Source organism: Arthrobacter sp. efr-133-R2A-63 (genome assembly GCF_030209795.1).
GTDB lineage: Bacteria > Actinomycetota > Actinomycetes > Actinomycetales > Micrococcaceae > Arthrobacter > Arthrobacter bambusae_A.
This window is the reverse complement of record NZ_JARVRG010000005.1, coordinates 114,926-133,149: the sequence shown is the minus strand read 5'-3', so window position 1 is coordinate 133,149 and position 18,224 is coordinate 114,926. Positions and strand designations below refer to the sequence as shown.

At 65.1% G+C, this 18,224-nt stretch carries 19 protein-coding genes; 7 read left to right on the top strand and 12 right to left on the bottom strand.

Annotation, left to right across the window (positions count from 1 at the left end):
- The first annotated feature begins 92 nt into the window (after positions 1-92).
- Complete coding sequence (gene pgm / locus QRN45_RS03025) at positions 93-1,757, top strand: phosphoglucomutase (alpha-D-glucose-1,6-bisphosphate-dependent) (protein WP_284762402.1); 1,665 nt, start codon at positions 93-95, stop codon at positions 1,755-1,757.
- Here pgm and QRN45_RS03020 read toward each other — a convergent pair.
- Both QRN45_RS03020 and QRN45_RS03015 read right to left on the bottom strand, forming a co-directional pair.
- Positions 1,754-2,263 carry a 2'-5' RNA ligase family protein gene (locus QRN45_RS03020; protein WP_284762401.1) on the bottom strand — a complete coding sequence of 170 codons (510 nt, stop codon included), beginning with the start codon at positions 2,261-2,263 and terminating at the stop codon, positions 1,754-1,756. The genes pgm and QRN45_RS03020 overlap by 4 nt on opposite strands.
- Before the next feature lie 220 nt (positions 2,264-2,483).
- Entirely contained in the window at positions 2,484-3,089 is a 606-nt protein-coding gene (locus tag QRN45_RS03015; RefSeq protein WP_284762400.1) for a malonic semialdehyde reductase, read from the bottom strand.
- A gap of 188 nt (positions 3,090-3,277) precedes the next feature.
- On the opposite strand from QRN45_RS03015, the gene QRN45_RS03010 reads away from it, so the two are divergent.
- Positions 3,278-4,564: a uracil-xanthine permease family protein gene (locus QRN45_RS03010; RefSeq protein WP_284762399.1), complete on the top strand. Its 1,287-nt coding sequence runs from the start codon at positions 3,278-3,280 to the stop codon at positions 4,562-4,564.
- A gap of 75 nt (positions 4,565-4,639) precedes the next feature.
- Here the strand turns inward: QRN45_RS03010 and QRN45_RS03005 are convergent, their stop codons facing one another.
- Together QRN45_RS03005 and QRN45_RS03000 are read right to left on the bottom strand one after the other, a co-directional pair.
- The gene (locus QRN45_RS03005) at positions 4,640-5,104 is read right to left on the bottom strand and encodes a GatB/YqeY domain-containing protein (protein WP_284762398.1); all 465 of its coding nucleotides are present in this window, start codon (positions 5,102-5,104) and stop codon (positions 4,640-4,642) included.
- Positions 5,105-5,356: 252 nt separating this feature from the next.
- Entirely contained in the window at positions 5,357-6,499 is a 1,143-nt protein-coding gene (locus tag QRN45_RS03000; RefSeq protein ID WP_284762397.1) for a glycerate kinase, read from the bottom strand.
- A gap of 132 nt (positions 6,500-6,631) precedes the next feature.
- On the opposite strand from QRN45_RS03000, the gene QRN45_RS02995 reads away from it, so the two are divergent.
- Both QRN45_RS02995 and QRN45_RS02990 read left to right on the top strand, forming a co-directional pair.
- The gene (locus QRN45_RS02995) at positions 6,632-6,982 is read left to right on the top strand and encodes a YciI family protein (protein ID WP_264637146.1); all 351 of its coding nucleotides are present in this window, start codon (positions 6,632-6,634) and stop codon (positions 6,980-6,982) included.
- A gap of 6 nt (positions 6,983-6,988) precedes the next feature.
- Positions 6,989-8,260: an RNA polymerase sigma factor gene (locus QRN45_RS02990; protein WP_284762396.1), complete on the top strand. Its 1,272-nt coding sequence runs from the start codon at positions 6,989-6,991 to the stop codon at positions 8,258-8,260.
- Here the strand turns inward: QRN45_RS02990 and QRN45_RS02985 are convergent.
- The 4 genes from QRN45_RS02985 to hxlB form a co-directional block, all read right to left on the bottom strand.
- Entirely contained in the window at positions 8,202-8,981 is a 780-nt protein-coding gene (locus QRN45_RS02985; protein ID WP_241707712.1) for a glycerophosphodiester phosphodiesterase family protein, read from the bottom strand. The genes QRN45_RS02990 and QRN45_RS02985 overlap by 59 nt on opposite strands.
- A gap of 44 nt (positions 8,982-9,025) precedes the next feature.
- The gene (locus QRN45_RS02980; protein ID WP_078107057.1) at positions 9,026-9,274 is read right to left on the bottom strand and encodes a hypothetical protein; all 249 of its coding nucleotides are present in this window, start codon (positions 9,272-9,274) and stop codon (positions 9,026-9,028) included.
- Positions 9,275-9,456: 182 nt separating this feature from the next.
- Complete coding sequence (gene hxlA, locus QRN45_RS02975; RefSeq protein WP_078107016.1) at positions 9,457-10,080, bottom strand: 3-hexulose-6-phosphate synthase; 624 nt, start codon at positions 10,078-10,080, stop codon at positions 9,457-9,459.
- A 56-nt stretch (positions 10,081-10,136) separates the two neighbouring features.
- Positions 10,137-10,736, bottom strand: a complete 600-nt coding sequence (hxlB, locus tag QRN45_RS02970) for a 6-phospho-3-hexuloisomerase (RefSeq protein ID WP_284762395.1) — start codon at positions 10,734-10,736, stop codon at positions 10,137-10,139.
- Positions 10,737-10,875: 139 nt separating this feature from the next.
- Between hxlB and QRN45_RS02965 the strand changes: the two genes are divergently transcribed.
- Positions 10,876-12,150 carry a helix-turn-helix transcriptional regulator gene (locus tag QRN45_RS02965; RefSeq protein WP_284762394.1) on the top strand — a complete coding sequence of 425 codons (1,275 nt, stop codon included), beginning with the start codon at positions 10,876-10,878 and terminating at the stop codon, positions 12,148-12,150.
- Positions 12,151-12,197: 47 nt separating this feature from the next.
- Here QRN45_RS02965 and QRN45_RS02960 read toward each other — a convergent pair whose 3' ends face one another.
- From QRN45_RS02960 to QRN45_RS02945, 4 genes are all read right to left on the bottom strand, one after another.
- Complete coding sequence (locus QRN45_RS02960) at positions 12,198-13,007, bottom strand: HAD family hydrolase (RefSeq protein WP_284762393.1); 810 nt, start codon at positions 13,005-13,007, stop codon at positions 12,198-12,200.
- A gap of 44 nt (positions 13,008-13,051) precedes the next feature.
- On the bottom strand, positions 13,052-13,576 hold the full coding sequence (locus QRN45_RS02955) for a YbhB/YbcL family Raf kinase inhibitor-like protein (protein ID WP_284762392.1): 525 nt from the start codon (positions 13,574-13,576) through the stop codon (positions 13,052-13,054).
- Entirely contained in the window at positions 13,573-14,541 is a 969-nt protein-coding gene (locus QRN45_RS02950) for a carbohydrate kinase family protein (RefSeq protein ID WP_241707666.1), read from the bottom strand. Before QRN45_RS02950 ends, QRN45_RS02955 begins: the two co-directional genes overlap by 4 nt.
- A gap of 69 nt (positions 14,542-14,610) precedes the next feature.
- Positions 14,611-15,423 (bottom strand): alpha/beta hydrolase, encoded by an 813-nt coding sequence (locus QRN45_RS02945; RefSeq protein WP_078107022.1) that lies wholly within the window; start codon positions 15,421-15,423, stop codon positions 14,611-14,613.
- Between the two features lie 188 nt (positions 15,424-15,611).
- Here QRN45_RS02945 and QRN45_RS02940 point away from each other — a divergent pair, with 188 nt between their 5' ends.
- Both QRN45_RS02940 and QRN45_RS02935 read left to right on the top strand, forming a co-directional pair.
- Positions 15,612-16,715 carry a GTP pyrophosphokinase gene (locus QRN45_RS02940; RefSeq protein WP_241707665.1) on the top strand — a complete coding sequence of 368 codons (1,104 nt, stop codon included), beginning with the start codon at positions 15,612-15,614 and terminating at the stop codon, positions 16,713-16,715.
- A 6-nt stretch (positions 16,716-16,721) separates the two neighbouring features.
- Positions 16,722-18,221 carry a SulP family inorganic anion transporter gene (locus QRN45_RS02935; protein ID WP_284762391.1) on the top strand — a complete coding sequence of 500 codons (1,500 nt, stop codon included), beginning with the start codon at positions 16,722-16,724 and terminating at the stop codon, positions 18,219-18,221.
- The last annotated feature ends 3 nt before the right edge of the window (positions 18,222-18,224 follow it).

Sequence of the window (18,224 nt, the reverse complement as noted above, 5' to 3'; positions counted from 1 at the left end):
TCTTCCTTGGCCAAGCGGAAATACGAAGTCACAGGCACCGCAATAGTGGGTTTTCTCTTCAAGCTCACCGGACGGTCTGGCATGCTGGGTCAATGGCTAGCCGTGCGGGCACTGTTGCCCTTCCCCAGGACCTTGTAGACATCACCGCTCTTCTTGACGCGTACTACGACGTGACGCCGGATCTGAGTGATCCCGCGCAACGCGTCGCCTTCGGCACCTCCGGGCATCGGGGGTCGAGCCTCAAGGCCTCCTTCAATGAAGGGCATATCCTCGCCATCACCCAGGCGATTGTGGAATACCGCGCCGGGCAGGGCATCACCGGCCCTCTCTTCCTGGCCAAGGACACTCACGGGCTCAGTGAACCAGCGCAGAATTCCGCCCTCGAAGTGCTCGCCGCCAACGGCGTCAACGTACTGATCGACGCCCGCCACGGCTACACGCCCACGCCGGCCTTGAGCCATGCGATCCTGAAGTACAACAACGAAGCAGGGCCCGGGCAACCCCAGGCCGACGGCATCGTCGTCACTCCGAGCCACAACCCTCCGGCCGACGGCGGATTCAAGTACAACCCCCCGCACGGCGGCCCCGCCGACACGGATGCCACCGGCTGGATCGCCAACCGCGCCAACGAGCTCCTGGAAAACGGGTTGCGCGGCGTCAAGCGGATTCCGTTGAACGACGCGCTCAAGGCCGACGGCACGGGCAAGTTCGATTTCCTGAGCAGCTACGTGGACGATCTCCCGTCCGTCCTGGACCTCGATGCGATCCGCACCGCGGGCGTCCGCATCGGCGCGGATCCCATGGGCGGCGCCTCCGTGGACTACTGGGGTGAAATCGGGGAGCGTCACCAGCTCGACCTGACGGTGGTCAACCCCACCGTGGACCCGCAGTGGGCATTCATGACCCTCGACTGGGACGAGAAGATCCGCATGGACTGCTCCTCCCCGTCGGCCATGGCCTCGCTCATCAAGCGCATGTCGGACAGTGCGTCGGCCGGTACGGGCGCCTTCGACGTCGCGACCGGGAACGACGCCGACGCCGACCGCCACGGCATCGTGACGCCGGACGGCGGCTTGATGAACCCGAACCACTATCTCGCCGTCGCGATCGACTACCTGTACCGCAACCGCACCGGCTGGAACCCGGAGTCAGTGGTCGGCAAGACCCTGGTCTCCTCCTCCATCATTGACCGCGTGGCTGCTGGACTGGGCCGCAAGCTCGTGGAAGTTCCCGTGGGCTTCAAGTGGTTCGTTCCCGGCCTGCTTTCCGGCGAGGGTGCCTTCGGTGGCGAAGAGTCCGCGGGCGCCTCCTTCAACAAGCGTGACGGAAGCGTCTGGACCACCGACAAGGACGGCATCCTGTTGGCGCTCCTGGCATCGGAGATCACGGCAGTCACCGGCAAGTCACCGTCGCAGCTGTACAAAGGCCTCACGGACCAGTTCGGCGCACCCGTCTATGCCCGGATCGACGCCGCCGCCACGCGTGAGCAGAAGGCCAAGCTCGGCAAGCTCTCCGCCGCGGATGTCACAGCCACCACGCTGGCGGGCGAGGACATCACTGCCAAGCTGACCGAGGCTCCCGGCAACGGCGCCCCGATCGGCGGCCTCAAGGTTGTCACGGAGAACGCCTGGTTCGCGGCCCGGCCGTCGGGCACCGAGGACGTCTACAAGATCTACGCCGAGTCCTTCAAGGGTGCCGACCACCTCAAGCAGGTCCAGGAAGAAGCCAAGGCCCTTGTGGACGGCGTGATTTCCTAGCCCTCGCTAGTCTGGCCCGCCGGGAGGCGCCACAGCTTGAGGATTCGGCGAATGGTGTGGTTGCCTTCCGGCGCCATGTCCACCAGCGCGATCTGGTCGAGCACGACGGCGTCGCCCGGCTGGGGACGTTTTCCGTCGTGATGCGAAATATGCGGGCGGTAGTTCTCCATGACGTAGCGCGGGGTGGCTGCGCGCCCTCCGACGCTTGCCACGGCGTCGAACAATTCCTCGTGGAGGCCCTGCAAAACAGGATGGTGCTCCACGAGGCTGACCGGAATGGAGCCTTGGTGACCGAATCGGGCATCGGGTCCCACGGTGAGTTCCGCCCCTAGGGCGCCCATCGCGGGAGCGGTGACAAGCTCGCTGAGGTGGGCAGCGACGTCGTTATCCTCGGAGGGCTCGACGTCGAACCTCAAGAGGGTGATGTGCAGCGGCCAGTCACTGCGCGGGAAGACCATGCCGTCAGCCACGGCTTCGACGAACGCCACCAGAATCATGTTCCGCATAGGGAAATTTTGCCACCGCTCCCACCCTCCCAATTACAGACGTGAGCGGGCGTGGGCGGAAAAGGCGCCAAAGGTGAGCGAGCGTCGGTCGAGGAAAACGCCCGCTCACATATGCCGCCTTAAACACCGACGCCCGCTCACATATACCGCCTTAAGCGCGAACGCTCGCTCACCAGAGTGAGCGAGCGTCGGCGAAAAGGACGTCAAAAGTGAGCGGGGGTTAGACGGTGCGGACGACGTCCTCGTAGGCGAACTTCGGCTTGGCTTCGCCGAAGGCGTCCGGACCCGGCTGGCCGATGTTCACCACGAGGAAGCTCTTCTGGTCACCGGCAGGGAAGAACTCGGCGTCGATCGCAGCGAAATCGGCACCGGTCATGGGGCCGGCGGCGAAACCGAGGGAGCGGACAGCGAGGATGAAGTAGCCCGCCTGCAGGTGGGCGTTGTTGTTACCCGTGGTGGCGGTGAACTCGGGGTTGGCGTCGTACATGGCCTTTGGGGCGGAGTAGACCGGGAGGAACTTTTCCCACTGTTCGTGCCAAGCAGTGTCGTAGGAGAGCACGGCGACCAGCGGAGCAGAGGCGGTCTTGGCCTTGTTGCCCGGAGAGAGGGTCTCGACGAGCTTGGCACGGGCCTCGTCCGAACGGACGTAGGTGACGCGCAGCGGCTGGGAGTTGAACGCCGTCGGGCCGAACTTGGTCAGTTCGTAGATGGCCTGTGCTTGCTCCTCGGAAACCTCGCCTGCAAAGGAGTTTGCAGTGCGGGCTTCGGCAAAGATGGCGTCGACTGCTGCGGCGTCAATCACTGCTTCTTCGTGGGCGATCGTCATGCGCGTACCTTTCGCTGTGCCCGCAGCCATCGACGGCCGGGCGCTTATGCTTTCCATCGTTGCAACTTCAACTTCCCCCCGCCTCTTCCCCAGAAGCCACGTGACGTTCCACACAGCGGAATCGGCAGGCCGTCCGGGCGGTAAGGTTGCACCCGGACAATCACAACTTTCAGGGAAGGCTCCCGTAGATGAGCATGCTCGGAACCAAATGGAAGCTGCACGGCGACGGCAAGTCGATCCGGCCGGGCCACGTGGTGGCACCCGAGGAACGGCTTGCGTGGCCGCTGACCATCGGCGTCGGCATGCAGCACGTCGTCGCGATGTTCGGGGCCACCTTCCTGGTGCCTATCATCACGGGCATGCCGCCGGCCACCACGCTACTGTTTTCCGGCATCGGCACACTGTTGTTCCTGGTCATCACCAAGGGCCGCGTACCGAGCTACCTTGGTTCGAGCTTCGCTTTCATCGCCCCCATCCTGGCGTCGCAGCAGCAGTTCGGCGTTCCCGGCGCGCTCGGCGGAGTGGTGCTCGCCGGCGTCGTACTGGCTCTTGTCGGCGCGGTGGTCCAGAAGTTCGGCGCTGAGTGGATCAACCGGACCATGCCGTCTATCGTTACTGGCGCAATCGTCGCCCTGATCGGCCTGAACTTGGCGCCCGCCGCGAAGGCGAACTTCGACAAGGCCCCGGTCACTGCCCTCGTGACACTGGTGACAATCATCCTGGTGAGCGTCCTGTTCCGCGGCATTCTGGGCCGCCTGAGCATCCTGGTGGGCGTGGTGGTGGGCTACCTCACCGCCATCACGCGCGGCGAAGTGGACTACTCCAAGATGGACGCGGCGTCGTGGATCGGGCTGCCGCACTTCCAGACTCCGGAGTTCCACCTCGGCGTCGTGGGCTTGTTCGTGCCGGTTGTCCTGGTGCTGGTGGCCGAAAACGTGGGGCACGTGAAGTCCGTGGCCGCGATGACCGGACGGAACCTCGACGACGTCTCAGGCCGCGCGTTGATGGCCGACGGCGTCGCGACGGTCCTCGCCGGATTCGGCGGCGGCTCCGGCACCACCACCTACGCCGAAAACATCGGCGTCATGGCGGCCACGAAGGTCTACTCGACGGCGGCCTACTGGGTTGCCGGCGCCTTCGCCATCCTCCTGAGTTTCTCGCCCAGGTTCGGCGAACTCATTGCCACCGTTCCTGCCGGCGTGCTGGGCGGAGCGGCGACCATGCTCTACGGGATGATCGGCGTCCTCGGCGTGAAAATCTGGGTGCAGAACAAGGTCAACTTCTCCAACCCCATCAACCTGACCACGGCCGCCGTCGCACTGATTATCGGGATCGCGGACTACACGTGGACCATCGGCGAACTGAAGTTCACGGGCATCGCCCTGGGCTCGGCCGCTGCCTTGGCGGTCTACCACGGCATGAAGGGCCTGGCCCGTTGGCGCGGGACGGTTGCCGAGCCGGAGATGGAGCACTAACCTCTCGGGTTGTGCACAGGTCGCGTCCCCCAAGCGCGCTTTAGGGGACACGATCTGTACAGATTGCGTTGCCGGCTATGAGAGGCGCGTGCGAACAATCTCGCTGACCGCCCTGCCGTCGAAGCGGCCGGCGACCTTTTCGGTGACCGGCCTCATCACGTAGCCCATGTGCGTCAGGGACAGCTCCACGCCGTCGGCCTTGAGCGAGGCGATGACCTCGTCAACGATGGACTCGACTTCTTCGACGGATAGGGGTTCCGGCAGATAGGCCTCGATGACCTCGGCATCCGCGATCTCCGTGGCTGCCCGCTCGGCCTCTCCGGCCTCCTCGTACAGCCGGGCCACCTCGTGATACTGGGAAGCCTCCTTCTGCAACATGGCGGTGATCTGGGCGTCGTCCAGGTGGATCGGCGCCTGGCCGGCTTTCTCACGGGTGTCAATCTCGCTGAGGACGTTGCGTGTGGCGTTCAGGGCAATGCGATTGCCGTCCTTCATATGGCTGACGACGTCTGCGTGCAGCCGCTCTTTCAAGGTGGACATGGTGTGCTCCTCGATTCGATGGTGCCGTGCTGGCCGGCTGCCAGCCCGGCAGGCGGTGCCGGCGGCCCGAGGGGTCGTCGCATCGTAGGTGCATGGCAGCAGTCAGAGCCACGCTTTGTTCCTTAATTATCTGCCCGGTAACGCCGAGCAGCCCCGCTGAGCATGCCCCCTCTTGGCATCCAGGAATGGGCATATTCGCACTATGTCCATTCCTCGCATCCAGCAGGGGGCATGTCCCCAGCTGGATGCGAGTTAGGCGCCTTCCAGTACCTGGCTCGTGACCCACGCGAGGTACTTGGCTGCGTTGGCCACGGCGTCGGCGACGTCCGGCACGCCATCGCGACGCTGCGCGACGTCGAGCAGCTGCGCCGCGGCAACCACGCCGTGGCCCGCCAGCTCTTCGGGAGTCACCAAGATCCTGCCGGCTACCACAATCACCGGAATGCCCTGGCCGTGGGCTGAATCTGCCAATGCGATGGGGGCTTTGCCGGTCAAGGATTGAGAATCCATCGATCCCTCGCCGGTGATCACCAGGTCCGCGCCGCCGAGCTGTTCGGGAAGCCCCGTGAGGCCGGCCACGAGGGCGAACCCGCCTTCCAGGGTCGCCTGGGTGAAGGCCAGGAACGACGCCGGGAATCCGCCTGCCGCTCCGGCGCCGGGAACATTCACGTCCTGTCCCCCTGTTTCCCGCAGCAGGGACGCCCAATTGCGGAGGCCGGCGTCGAGCAGTTCCACCGCGTCTTCGTCCGCGCCCTTCTGAGGGCCGAAAACATGCGCAGCGCCGTCGCTGCCGAAGAGCGGGTTCTGGACGTCGACGGCGATCCGGAACCTCACCGCCGTCAGGCGCGGATCCAGCCCGGAGACGTCGAGGGAGACGACGTCAGCGAGCGAGCCACCGCCGAGCGGAACCACATTCCCCGCTGCATCCAGGGGCTTCAGTCCCAGCGCGCGCAGGGCGCCGCTGCCGCCGTCGGACATGGCGGAACCACCCACGCCGAGCACAATCTCGGTGGCCCCGGCGTCGAGGGCCGCCGCGATGAGCTGACCGCAACCGTAGCTGTGGGCGCGCAGGGCGTTGGCCGGCGTCGGCTCCATGTGTGCCAGTCCGGATGCTTGCGCGGTTTCGATCACCGCGGTGGCTCCGCCGAAGGCATTCTTCCGGATGGCCCACGCGGCGCCTACCGGCTTGAGAATGGGGCCGACGACGGCGTTGATCCGCTCTTCGTAGCCTGCCGCCACGGCTGCCTCCAGTGTTCCTTCGCCACCGTCCGCGATGGGAAACTGTGTCACCACGGCATCGGGATAGACGCGCAATGCCCCTTCGGCCATCGCAGAGGCTGCTTCGGCGGCAGTGAGGGAACCTTTGAAATTGTCCGGGGCAATCAGGATGCGCATGCCCCCATCCTGCCAGCGGGGCTAAGCTTTTCGCAGATCCGTGTGCGGAGATGTCGAAAACAGCCTGTGTCGTTCGTATAGGGGGTGAGACGCGGGCAAGGTGCCGGCGCCACATCCCAAGGAGGAACAGTCATGTCACGCTACCTGCTCAGCATCTACCAGCCCGACGGCCCCGCTCCGGAACCCGAAGTCCTCAACAGAATCATGGCCGATCTTGACGTCCTGAACCAGGAAATGCGCGACGCCGGCGCCTGGGTTTTCACGGGTGGCCTGCACCCCGCCAGCACCTCCACAGTGGTGCGCGTGAACGACGGCGAAATACTCACGACGGACGGCCCCTTCGCCGAGGCCAAGGAACACGTGGGCGGCCTGTGGGTGATCGAAGCCCCGGACCTGGACGTGGCACTTGGCTGGGGACGCAAAGCGGCGCAAGCCACCACGCTGCCTATCGAGGTCCGGCCCTTCGCGGGCTACCGGGAATAGCTTCCCATGGTCCATATTTCGGAGATCGGACAAATATTCCGCGAAGAGTATGGACGCTCCGTGGCCGTCCTGGTTCGCGTTTTGGGCAGCATCGATGCCGCCGAAGACGCGGTCCAGGACGCATTCACCGAGGCCGTCACCCGCTGGCCGGATACCGGGCTGCCGCCAAGCCCGGCGGGCTGGATCATCACCACCGCACGCAACCGAGCGATCGACCGGCTCCGCCGCGAGGCCTCCGGCCGGGAGAAGCTCGCCCAGGCCGCGATCCTGCACGGTGATATACACGTGGATGAACCCGAAGAGGTGGACACAGTGGAAGACGACCGGCTGAGGCTGATATTTACCTGCTGCCATCCGGCCCTCAACCGCGCCGCGCAGGTGGCCCTGACCCTCAAGCTCCTGGGCGGGCTCCGCACCGCCGAAATCGCCCACGCTTTCCTCGTCCCCGAGCCAACCATGGCCCAGCGACTCGTACGGGCGAAAGGCAAGATCCGCGATGCCCATATCCCTTACCGGGTACCGAGCGGGGCCGAGCTTCCTGAGCGCTTGAAATCCGTGCTGGCCGTGGTCTACTTGGTCTTCAACGAGGGCTACGCGGTGAGCTCGGGCACGGGGCTGGTGCGCGAAGAGCTCTGCCGCGAGGCCTTGCGCCTGGGCAGGCTCATCGTGGACCTCATGCCTGATGAACCGGAAGCCAAAGGGCTCCTCGCACTCATGCTCCTCCTCGATGCCCGCCGCGCCGCCCGGACAGCTTACGACGGCGGCCTGGTGCTCCTCGCGGACCAGGACCGCAGCCTCTGGGACGCGGACCACATTGCGGAGGGACAATCCCTGGTGCGGCAATGTCTGAAGAGGAACCAGCCCGGACCGTACCAATTGCAGGCAGCCATCAACGCGGTTCACAGCGATGCCGCACAGCCCGCGGACACCGATTGGGGCCAGATCCTGGCGCTGTACGGGCAACTCCTTGCGATGGAACCGACGCCGGTGGTTGCTTTGAACAGGGCCGTTGCCCTCGCGGAGGTGGAAGGCCCCGCCAAGGGGCTTGCCGCCGTCGACCTTCTGGAACTGGGCAATTACTACCTGTTCCATGCCGTGCGCGCGGATCTGCTCCGGCGCTTGGGTCGCGACGACGAAGCTGTCGCCGCCTACCGCGCCGCGCAGGAGCGCACCGACAACGACGCCGAGCGGGACTTCCTCGAGGGGCGGCTTCGGGCGCTCACCACCACTGGCCCCGGCCAAGCAGCACCGACTTCAGACGGTCCGCGCGGTCGGTGACCAGGCCGTCCACGCCCATGTCCAACAGCCTGGCCATTTCGGCGGAATCGTTGACCGTCCAGACGTGGACCTGGAGCCCCAGCCGGTGCGCGCGCCGCAGGAAACCGGGCGTCACTACCGTCAGCGGTCCGTAGCGGACCGGCACCTGGAGGGCCTCGACGTCGTGCAGGATCTTCCGGAGCCAGCGGCCTGGAAGAAGCGGTCCCAGAAGCGTGAAGGCTGCATTGCAGACGATCCCCGCCGAAGACGCCGTGCGGCGCCCGAGCAAGCGGAGGACCGCGCGACGACGTCGGTCGGAGAAGCTCGCGATCAGCACGCGGTCGTGGGCGTCGAGTTGGTCAATGACTCCGGCGAGTGCCTTGACGGTATGCCAGTCCTTGACGTCGACGTTCAGCCGCGCCTCGGGGAATTCCGTCAGGACCTCCGCCAAGAGGGGAATTGCTTCGCGGCCGCCGATGCGGGCTTTCGCGATGTCGGCAGCCCTGAGGCTGGAGATGGGGCCGTGGGCATCTGTGACCCGGTCGAGGGTGTCGTCGTGGAAAAGGAGCACCACGCCGTCGGCAGTGGTGCGGGCATCGGTTTCGAGATGCGTGAAGCCGAGCTCAAGCGCGGCCTTGAATGCCGCGGCGGAGTTCTCCAGTCCGTCGGGGGAAAATCCGCGGTGCGCGAAGGCAAGCGGAGCGGATTGTCCGTCCGGGCGACTGAAGAAAGGCAGGTTCAGGCTCACACGGGTAGCGTAACCCGGCCGTGCCGCCCGCGACGCCGTCAGGATTCCTGCGGGACGATCTCCACGCCGTCGCCGCAGTGAACCAGCGTGCGGCCGCGGCCGCCGTCGAGGTTTACCCAGACCACGCTGTGGTCGCTCGACACGGCGTCCACCTGGCCGGGGTTCTCAAACCCCGGTGCGAGCTTGACGCTCACGCGGTCCCCGCGGCGCAACTGCTTCCAATGTTCAGCCGGCACGGCACGGCGAACCGGGGCCTCGGGCCACCCCGTCGTCTTTCTCTTGGCCATCATGTCCCCTGTGATCGGCATCGAATACGGCATGAGCCTACGGGGGATAGTTGAACGGCAGTTGGACTGAATCTGTGTAAATGGGTGAGCGTTCCCAACTGACTGGCACTTGTTGTCGTTTAGAGGCCTGAAAACGACATTAAGTGCGAGTTAGTTGGGAGCGCCCGGCCGGAAAGTGGACCCTAGATGATGGCGGCGCGGAGTTGCTTCGCGGCCAGCGCGGGGTCGTCCGCACCGTAGATGGAACCGCCGACGACGGCGACATCCGCTCCGGCGCGCTGTACGGCTCCGATCGTGGACAGGTTCACGCCGCCGGCCACTGAGAACGGCACGCGAGCTTCCTCGCCCGCGCTCAGCAGGACATCCAGGTTGTAGCCCGGCTTTGCCTGCTCGTCGAGGCCGGCGTGGAACTCGATGAACTTGGCACCGAGTGCCCGGGCTTCCTTGGCGCGGGACACTTTGTCCGCAACGCCGATCAGGTCCACCACGATGCCCTTGTTGTGGGCTTTTGCCGCCTTGACCGCACCGGCGATGGTGGAGTCATCGGCACCCCCAAGTACGGAAACCAGGTCTGCGCCGGCCTTGAAGGCGATGTCTGCTTCGAGTTCGCCGGCATCCATGGTCTTGAGGTCGGCGAACACGATCTTGTCCGGGTGGGCTTCCTTGATGGCGGTCACGGCCGAAAGACCTTCGCTTTTCACGAGCGGGGTGCCGAGTTCGATGATGTCAACATATTCGGCCACTTTGCCCGCGATTTCGAGGGCGGCTTCGGTGGTGAGGACGTCGATGGCGACTTGCAGCTTCATGGAGAGAATCACTTTCGTTGTTGGTTGGGTGGTGTTGGTGCGGCGGAAATCAAGGGCTATTCGAGGTTCGCGTGGCGGAGCCAGAGTTCCTCGGCCGGGGTCGCGTCGTTGTCCCACAGCGACTGGAAGACTGCTTCGGCAGCGAGGAAGAGCACCTGCTCGAACAGGCTGCCGGAGTACTGGCGCGACAGCGTGGAACCGTGGTCCGTCTTCTGCGCCGCCGGAATGATGACGACGACGTCGGCCAGTTCCGCGAGCGGTGACCTCGCGTTCGTCGTGTAGACGGCGATCCTGGCGCCGGCTTTGGAGGCCGTTTCGGCGGCGCGCACGACGCCGGAGGTCGTCCCTGAGCCCGAGGCAAGGAGCAGGAGATCGTCCGAGCGGATGGCCGGTGTGGTGGTATCTCCCGCGATGTGCACGTCGAATCCGAGGTGCATCAGCCGCATCGCAGCCATCCGCAGGACAAGTCCGCTGCGGCCAGCTCCGGCAACAAAGATCCGGCCGGTTGCCGAGTTCCCCGCGGCCTGGACTTCCGTGGCCAGGCAGGAGAGCTGCCCAAGGTCCACTTCGGCGGCTGTTTCTGCGATCTCGCTTCCCACAAGGGCCAGGCCCAGGCCGACGTCCAGGCTCAGGTCGGCGTCTGCGGTGGTGGTCATGTGTTACCTCCTGCTCGGGTGAATGCTGCGTTTCAATCAATCGTTCAGGATTAAACGGATAGGGGTAACGATGAGCTCGGGCAGTCATAGCTACTCGTTTGGGTAGTAGGCGCGGGAGCTGAGGCGCTAGGGTGGCGGGATGACTCCAAGTACGTGGACGCTCCTGGAAGCGGTTGCCGCACTCGCGAACTCCCCGTTGATGAACATCGCCGAGCGGCTTCGTGAAGCGTCGTTGCCGTACGTGGGCAGCAGCGCGCTAGTGATCTTCACCGAGGATTGCACCGGCCGGCCCCAGAAGAAGGCCGGGGCGGAAGGCATCATCAGCCGCGTCTCCATTCCGGAGTTGGATCAATTGCGGGCCCGGGTCGCGGACGGCGAGGCCTGGCAAGGTGAAGCGACCATCGCCGGCAAGCAACGGCCGGTTCTTGCGCTGACGTCCGGGAGCAATGCGCTCCTGACCATTACCGAGCCTGCAATCCCCGAGGGATCTTTGGAGCGGGAGTCGGCGCTGCGGATGCTTGAGTACTTGTGGCAGCTCACGGCCCGGCGCATCCGGGAGAAGGTGGCGGACGCGCCGCCGTCGTACCTTTTGGAATCCCGCGCGGCGTCAGCCGAGCGGCTCCGCGTCACGGCCGAACTCGTGGACCGGTACTCCACCACCCTGGAGACACTTCTGGCCGCGCTGCGATCAAGCTCCCTCGACGATGCCACTGCCAGAAAAACCGTCACCGACCTGGCAGCCACCTCACTGGTCAATCTTCGGACACTCAGCGACCGGACAACAGACCTCGTGGAAGAGCCGGTGGCCAAGGCCTTCGAACGGCTGCGGGAGGAGTTGCGACCGCTCATGCACTTCAGTGGGCTCGACATCCAGTTCATCGAGCCACCAATCAACGGCCGCGCCTTGCCCGGCGAAGTGGCCCACGCCGCCCGGGCGATCGTGCGGGGTCTGGTGCTGGCCATCGTGGAGCAGCCCGCGGTCAGGCGTGTGCGGGTGCAGTGGGACTGCGATGGTGTAAACCTCCTGGTTAATGTGCGCGACGACGGCCTAGGCGAACTGACGGCGGATTCGCCCAACATTGCCCGGCTCAACAACCGGGTGGCGGCTCTGGACGGCCGGATGAACATCGAGGTCATGGCCGGCTGGGGAGCGGACGTGCAGGTGGTCCTGCCACTGGACCCTCCATCAGCCCCCGCGGGCGATATCGGTGGATGGGGCCTGGCGGAGCGCGAAATGGAAGTTCTTCAACTGTTGGCGGCCGGACAACGCAACCGGGCCATCTCCGCCAAACTGCACATCAGCGAAAACACAGTTAAATTCCATGTCAGGAATATCTTCAGGAAACTCGGAGTAGGTTCACGAACAGAAGCCATTGCCTTGGCGCACAGCCACGGGCTGCGGGCGCCGAACTAGTGGACCGGACCGGCGACCGGCGCGGCGGCCAGGGAACCCAGAGCTGACTAGACCCGCAGCGAAGCGAGCTTGGCCTCGAGGATCTGGGCCACGCCGTCGTCGTCGAAATGCGGGGCTTGCTGGCCCGCGGCGCTGATCGCCTCAGGGTGGCCGCTGGCCATCGCGTAACCGTGGCCCGCCCAGCGCAGCATCTCGACGTCGTTGGGCATGTCGCCGAAAGCCACCACATCCGCGGCGTCGATGCCCCTGGACGACGCATATGCAGCGAGAGTGACGGCCTTGTTGATGCCGGGTGCAGACATTTCCAGGAGGGCAGTCCGCGGCGCAGAGTGGGTGGTTTCCACGAGATGCGCGACGGCGGGCTGCACCTCTGCGAGGAAATCATCCGGGGTGCCGCTGCGCGTCACGGCAAGGAACTTCACGACGGCGTCGTCCGCGGTCAGCGTTTCGTCCAGCCACGCAGGGGTGAACTCGGGGAGGAGCTCGCTCGTTTCGTTCTCGATGAATCCGGCCTCGAGGTGGAATCCGGTGAGTGTTTCGGCCGCGAACAGTGCGTCGGGGCGGAGCTGCTTGATGATCCGGCGGGCTTCGAGCACGGACTCGATGCTCAAGGCGTTGGCCGAAATCAGCTTTTCCGCCTCAAGGTCCCACACCACGGCGCCGTTGGAGCAAATAACGATGCCGCTGTGGCCGATCTGTTCGCGGAGGGGGTAGAGCCAGCGCGGCGGACGCCCGGTCACGAACACCACCTCGATGCCCGCGTCACGGCAGGCATGGAATGCACGTATGGTGCGGCTGCTGATCTTGCCGTCATGTCCAAGGATGGTGCCGTCAATGTCACTTGCTACGAGCCGCATTATGTCAGTCTACGTGGGGGGCCGCCGTCGAACCCGACCCAAATCTAGTGCCGCTCGAAGTGGCCCGTGATGACGGCCCGGCCCAGGGTGTGTGCGGCCAGCGTGCGGACGAGCGCTTCCGTGGAGGCTCCGGCGTCGAGAGCCAGTTCTTCGACGTCGACCGCGTGCACGGCCACGATGTACCGGTGCGAGCCATGCCCAGGCGGTGGCGCGGCACCCAGGTAACCATGGAACCCGGCGTCGTTCTTCAGCTGTAGCGCACCGCCCGCCAAGTGCGAACCGCCCTCAACGCCGGCGCCTGCAGGCAAGGAGTCGGTACTGACCGGGATGTTGATGACGGCCCAGTGCCAGTAACCGCCGGCCCTCGGGGCATCCGGATCGAAGACGGTGACGACGTAACCCTTGGTGCCCTCGGGGGCTTCGCTCCAGCTCAACTGCGGGGATTCGTCCTTGCCGCCCGCCACACTGAATCGCTTGCTGGTCTGGGCGCTGCCGAGTGCCTCACCGTCCCTCAGCGAACCGCTGGTGAGGTTGAAGGATGGGACGCGGGGAAGGTCGGCGTAACTCATGGCTGCCTTTCGATGCTTGGTTCGGCCTCCGGGACGCCCGAGGCGTTGAGCTCGGCCCTGGTCGGCGGATTCGCGCCCGGCCGGGAGACTGTGATTGCCGCGGCGCGCGCTGCATGGTTGAGGATCCCGTCGAGCACTTCGGCTGGCATGGCGTGCAGCTCTTCCCGGTTTTGGGCCCCGGCCAGCCCGCGGTCAACGATGCCCGAGAGGAGCGCGGCCATGAAGGAATCGCCCGCACCCACGGTATCCGCCACCTCCACCTTCGGGGCGTCCACGTGGGCCTCCCCCGCCGCCGTAACGCCCCAGGGTCCAGCCGCGCCTCGCGTGACCACCACGACGGCGGGTCCGCCGCTGCCGCCCAGGTTCAACCAGCGCCGGGCCGATTCCAAGACGTCGACGCCGGGATAGAGCCACTCAAGGTCCTCGTCGGATGCCTTGACCACGTCGGCAAGCGCCACGAAACGCTCCACCTGGGCCCGCGCATAGTCGCGATCCTTGATGATGCTGGGCCTGCAGTTGGGATCGAAGCTGATGGTCGCGTTCGGATGGGCATGCTCGACGGCGGCAAGGACTTCCGCTGCTCCCGGCTCCAACATGGTGGCAATCGAGCCCGTGTGCAGGAGCGACGTCCCCTGGAGCATGAAAGGCAAGCGCGCGGCGAGGCCGGGAAGCTCCCAGGCGAGGTCGAACGTGTAGCTGGCAGCGCCGTCGTCGTCGATCAATGCGGTGGCTACGCTCGTGGGACTCTCGTCCGGCGGCAGCGGAACCATGACGGAACTGGAGCGCAGATGGGCCGCGATCGAGTCGCCGTAGGCGTCCTTGCCGAAGCGGCCGATGAACTGGACTGCATGGTCCAGCCTGGCCAGGCCCACGGCAACGTTGAGCGGACTTCCGCCCACGTGGGCGTCGATTCCCGAGGAACGCTGGACGACATCAACCAGCGCTTCACCTATGACTGTCAGCATGGGACAACTCTGCCACGTTGATGTGGTGTGCGTCTCCCGATGACAGCCGGTGACTTTCCCGGCAAACCGTCACACCAGCAGCCGCTGCACCAGCTCCCGGCACTTCTTGTACGCAACCGCCCTGGGGTCGATCAGGTCGAAATGGTCGCCAGGCACCTTGAGGAACTGCGCCGCGCCCCCGGAAGCAGTGGCCGCGGCAACATAAGCCTCGGACTGGCTGCACGGGACGTCCTCGTCCGCGGCGGCGTGGACGGCAAAGACCGGGACGGCGATGGGGAGCGAACTCATGGGGTCCGCGTAGATATGCCGTTTGGGGAATCTGACCGAGTCCCCACCCATCAGGTTGTCGACGGCGCCGTTGCTGAGGTTGAGCCGCTCGGCATCCGCCAGGTTCAGCAGGCCAGACTGGCTCACGACGCCGGTAAGCTGCACTGCCGCGCCATTGTCATGCCGATGGAGCTGCCGGTCGGCGTCTGCCGCGCCGATCTTGGAAAGCTTGTCGCGCCCGGCGGCCCAGACGGCCAGATGGCCGCCCGCGGAGTGTCCCAGCGCCACTACTTTGCTCAGGTTGAGCTCATGCTTGCCGGCGATCTCGCCCAGGTGGTCAATTCCGTCGAGGACATCTTCGAACGTATGCGGCCAGCCGCCGCCGTTTCCTGCCCTCCGGTATTCAAGGTTCCAGGCCGCAATTCCGTGCGCAGCGAGGTCCCGCGCAATCGGCTCGCCGAGTTCCGCGCCGTACTGGGAGCGCCAGTAGCCTCCGTGGATCACCACCACCACGCCGTCGGGTCTGCTGCGGTGTGATTGGAGCGAATTGTCTGGTACGAACAGCTCGCCCCATTGGCTGGAGTGCTGGCCGTAGTAGTACTTGTGCCGCTTCATCGTGTCCTCCTTTGTGCCGAGCCTATCGCGGAGGAGCGACGCGGAGCGGGAGCAATGGCCTGAGGATCAACGCAGAGCCCCTGTTCCCCCATTCCCAGTACGATGTTGCCTGCTTCCAGGTGTCGCAGCGATAAGCCCTGAGGGTCCGGCTCCCCTGCACTGTCAGCCCTCCGCCGTAAGCTGGAGGCATGGCTAGCAATTGGGACAGCTTGGATCCACAGCTGCGCGAATCAGTACAAGCGAATGTGGAACTCTACGAACGCGTTCGGCCTGCCCTGAAACTCGTCACCCGGGACGTCCTGTTGACCTTGCGGGACATGCTCAAGAACAGCGAGTCCGTTCCGCTCTTCGTCACCGGACGCACCAAGACGGTGGAATCTTTCCGGGAGAAGATTTCCCGTACCGAGGTGCCCCTGGATGGCGGCCCGCGGGTGCTGAAGTTCCCGGACCCGTTCCGGACCCTGAACGACATGGTGGGGCTGCGCGTCATCACCAAGCTTCCGGCCGAGAACGCCGCTGTTGCCAACTTGATCAAGCGCCAGCGCCAGCTTTTCGATTGCCGCGGCGACCTTGAGAAGGACATCGGTTCGATCGAGTCCGGTACCTATGGCTACTCGAGCCGCCACCTTATCCTCCGCACCATCCAGAACGAGTCCGTGAAGGCCTACCAGCAGGTCTTCAATCCGGACATCCCGCCAAATGGCAGCTACTTCTTCGAATGCCAGATCCGTACGGTTTTCGCGCACGCCTGGAGCGAAATCGAACACGACATCCGCTTCAAGGCCGAGGATCCGCGCGCTTGGACGCCGCATTTCGACCGGCAGTTCACCGCCACCGCCGCAATGCTGGAAACGGTGGAGAGCGCCTTCGCCGACCTCCACGAACGCTACGAGGAAGTCCGCGGCTACTGGGATCTCGATGGCGAAGGTTCCATGCCGCTCACGCCCAACCGGGTGCGGGACGTCTGGCGAACGCTGCTTCCGCACGTTGACCGTAAAGTTGATGATGACTGGGGTTGGGCTGCGGAGCTCCTTGCGGCCCACGGACTGAACAAGACCGTGGAACTCGCCGGACTCCTCAGCGCCAACCGGATCACCGAGGTCCGCAAAGCCCTGGACCACCGTTACTCCCCCGGACCGGACCGCCTCCTGGATGACCTCCTGCTGTGGCAGTACGGCACTGAACACATCGACCTCACCGCTGAGGCGCCCGACGTCGTCCCCCACCCCCGGCGGGACAGCCTCCAGCGACGTCTCAAGCAGATTGAGCGGTACCGCCTGACCAACAGCTAAGGACCCATGACACCCGAGCAGCTCCAGTCCCTCCGTTTTACGCTGCGCTCGCCCCGCAGGCTCAAAACAGAAGCGTTGGCTGGTTTGGTGGTGGCGCTTGCCCTCATTCCTGAGGCCATCGCGTTCTCCGTGATTGCCGGCGTGGATCCGCGCATCGGCCTCTTCGCGTCCTTCACGATGGGGGTCACCACAGCGATCGTGGGTGGCCGGCCCGCCATGATATCCGCAGCCACCGGTGCCGTCGCGCTCGTGATTGCCCCCGTCATGAAGGATCACGGGCTCAACTACTTGATCGCCACGGTCATCCTCGCCGGGGTCTTCCAAATAGTCCTGGCGGTCCTGGGCGTCACGCGGCTCATGCGATTCATTCCGCGTTCGGTGATGATCGGATTCGTGAATGCCTTGGCGATTCTGGTGTTCATGGCCCAGTTGCCTGAGCTCATCGGCGTCCCCTGGATGGTGTACCCGATTGTGGCCGTGGGGCTGCTGATCGTCTTCGCGTTGCCCAGAATCACGACGGCGGTGCCCGCACCGTTGGTGGCGGTCGTCTCCCTCACGATCGTGACGGCGCTGGCCGGAATCCGCGTTCCCACTGTGCATGACAAGGGCGAACTCCCCAACAGCCTTCCCGGGCTTTTCGTGCCCAATGTGCCTTTGACCTGGGAGACCTTCCAGACCATTGCGCCGTTCGCCTTGTCCATGGCGCTAGTGGGCCTGCTGGAATCCCTCATGACGGCCAAGCTCGTGGATGACATCACGGATACCCGCTCCAACAAGACCCGGGTCTCCTGGGGCCAGGGCATTGCAAATATCGTCACCGGTTTCCTGGGTGGCTTGGGCGGCTGCGCCGTGATTGGCCAGACCATGATCAACGTGAAGGGTTCGGGTGCCCGCAGCCGGCTGTCAACCTTCCTGGCGGGAGCGTTCCTGTTGGGGCTCGTGGTGACGCTCGGGGACGTGGTGGGCACCATACCTATGGCCGCTTTGGTGGCTGTGATGATCTTCGTTTCCCTCATCACCTTTGACTGGCATTCGATCCGGCCCGCAACCCTAAAGCGGCTCCCGAAGTCCGAGACCGGCGTCACGCTCGTGACGGTGGCCGTTGTGGTGGCGACGCACAATCTGGCCATCGGGGTAGGAGCCGGCGTCCTCACGGCCATGGTGCTGTTCGCCCGCCGAGTGGCCCATTTCGCCACCGTGGAGCGGAGTGAATTCGAGCTCAACGGCCGGACCGTGGCGAGCTACACGGTGGATGGCGAGTTGTTCTTCGCCTCCTCAAACGACCTTTACACGCAGTTCGACTATGCAAAGGATTCCTCGGAGGGAATCGACCACGTGGTCATCGACCTGCATGCCTCGCACATCTGGGATGCTTCCACCGTGGCCGTGTTGGATTCCGTTACCGAGAAATACCGCAGGCACGGCCGCGAGGTGGAGCTCATCGGCCTCAACGCGGCGAGCGTCCGAATGCGCGAACGGCTGGCGGGCAAGCTCAACGCAGGCTAACGT

Coding starts and splice junctions, on each gene's coding strand:
- pgm (WP_284762402.1), top strand. CDS start 93: ATGGCTAGCCGTGCGGGCACTGTTGCCCTTCCCCAGGACCTTGTAGAC.
- QRN45_RS03020 (WP_284762401.1), bottom strand. CDS start 2,263: ATGCGGAACATGATTCTGGTGGCGTTCGTCGAAGCCGTGGCTGACGGC.
- QRN45_RS03015 (WP_284762400.1), bottom strand. CDS start 3,089: ATGACGATCGCCCACGAAGAAGCAGTGATTGACGCCGCAGCAGTCGAC.
- QRN45_RS03010 (WP_284762399.1), top strand. CDS start 3,278: ATGAGCATGCTCGGAACCAAATGGAAGCTGCACGGCGACGGCAAGTCG.
- QRN45_RS03005 (WP_284762398.1), bottom strand. CDS start 5,104: ATGTCCACCTTGAAAGAGCGGCTGCACGCAGACGTCGTCAGCCATATG.
- QRN45_RS03000 (WP_284762397.1), bottom strand. CDS start 6,499: ATGCGCATCCTGATTGCCCCGGACAATTTCAAAGGTTCCCTCACTGCC.
- QRN45_RS02995 (WP_264637146.1), top strand. CDS start 6,632: ATGTCACGCTACCTGCTCAGCATCTACCAGCCCGACGGCCCCGCTCCG.
- QRN45_RS02990 (WP_284762396.1), top strand. CDS start 6,989: ATGGTCCATATTTCGGAGATCGGACAAATATTCCGCGAAGAGTATGGA.
- QRN45_RS02980 (WP_078107057.1), bottom strand. CDS start 9,274: ATGGCCAAGAGAAAGACGACGGGGTGGCCCGAGGCCCCGGTTCGCCGT.
- hxlA (WP_078107016.1), bottom strand. CDS start 10,080: ATGAAGCTGCAAGTCGCCATCGACGTCCTCACCACCGAAGCCGCCCTC.
- hxlB (WP_284762395.1), bottom strand. CDS start 10,736: ATGACCACCACCGCAGACGCCGACCTGAGCCTGGACGTCGGCCTGGGC.
- QRN45_RS02965 (WP_284762394.1), top strand. CDS start 10,876: ATGACTCCAAGTACGTGGACGCTCCTGGAAGCGGTTGCCGCACTCGCG.
- QRN45_RS02960 (WP_284762393.1), bottom strand. CDS start 13,007: ATGCGGCTCGTAGCAAGTGACATTGACGGCACCATCCTTGGACATGAC.
- QRN45_RS02955 (WP_284762392.1), bottom strand. CDS start 13,576: ATGAGTTACGCCGACCTTCCCCGCGTCCCATCCTTCAACCTCACCAGC.
- QRN45_RS02950 (WP_241707666.1), bottom strand. CDS start 14,541: ATGCTGACAGTCATAGGTGAAGCGCTGGTTGATGTCGTCCAGCGTTCC.
- QRN45_RS02945 (WP_078107022.1), bottom strand. CDS start 15,423: ATGAAGCGGCACAAGTACTACTACGGCCAGCACTCCAGCCAATGGGGC.
- QRN45_RS02940 (WP_241707665.1), top strand. CDS start 15,612: ATGGCTAGCAATTGGGACAGCTTGGATCCACAGCTGCGCGAATCAGTA.
- QRN45_RS02935 (WP_284762391.1), top strand. CDS start 16,722: ATGACACCCGAGCAGCTCCAGTCCCTCCGTTTTACGCTGCGCTCGCCC.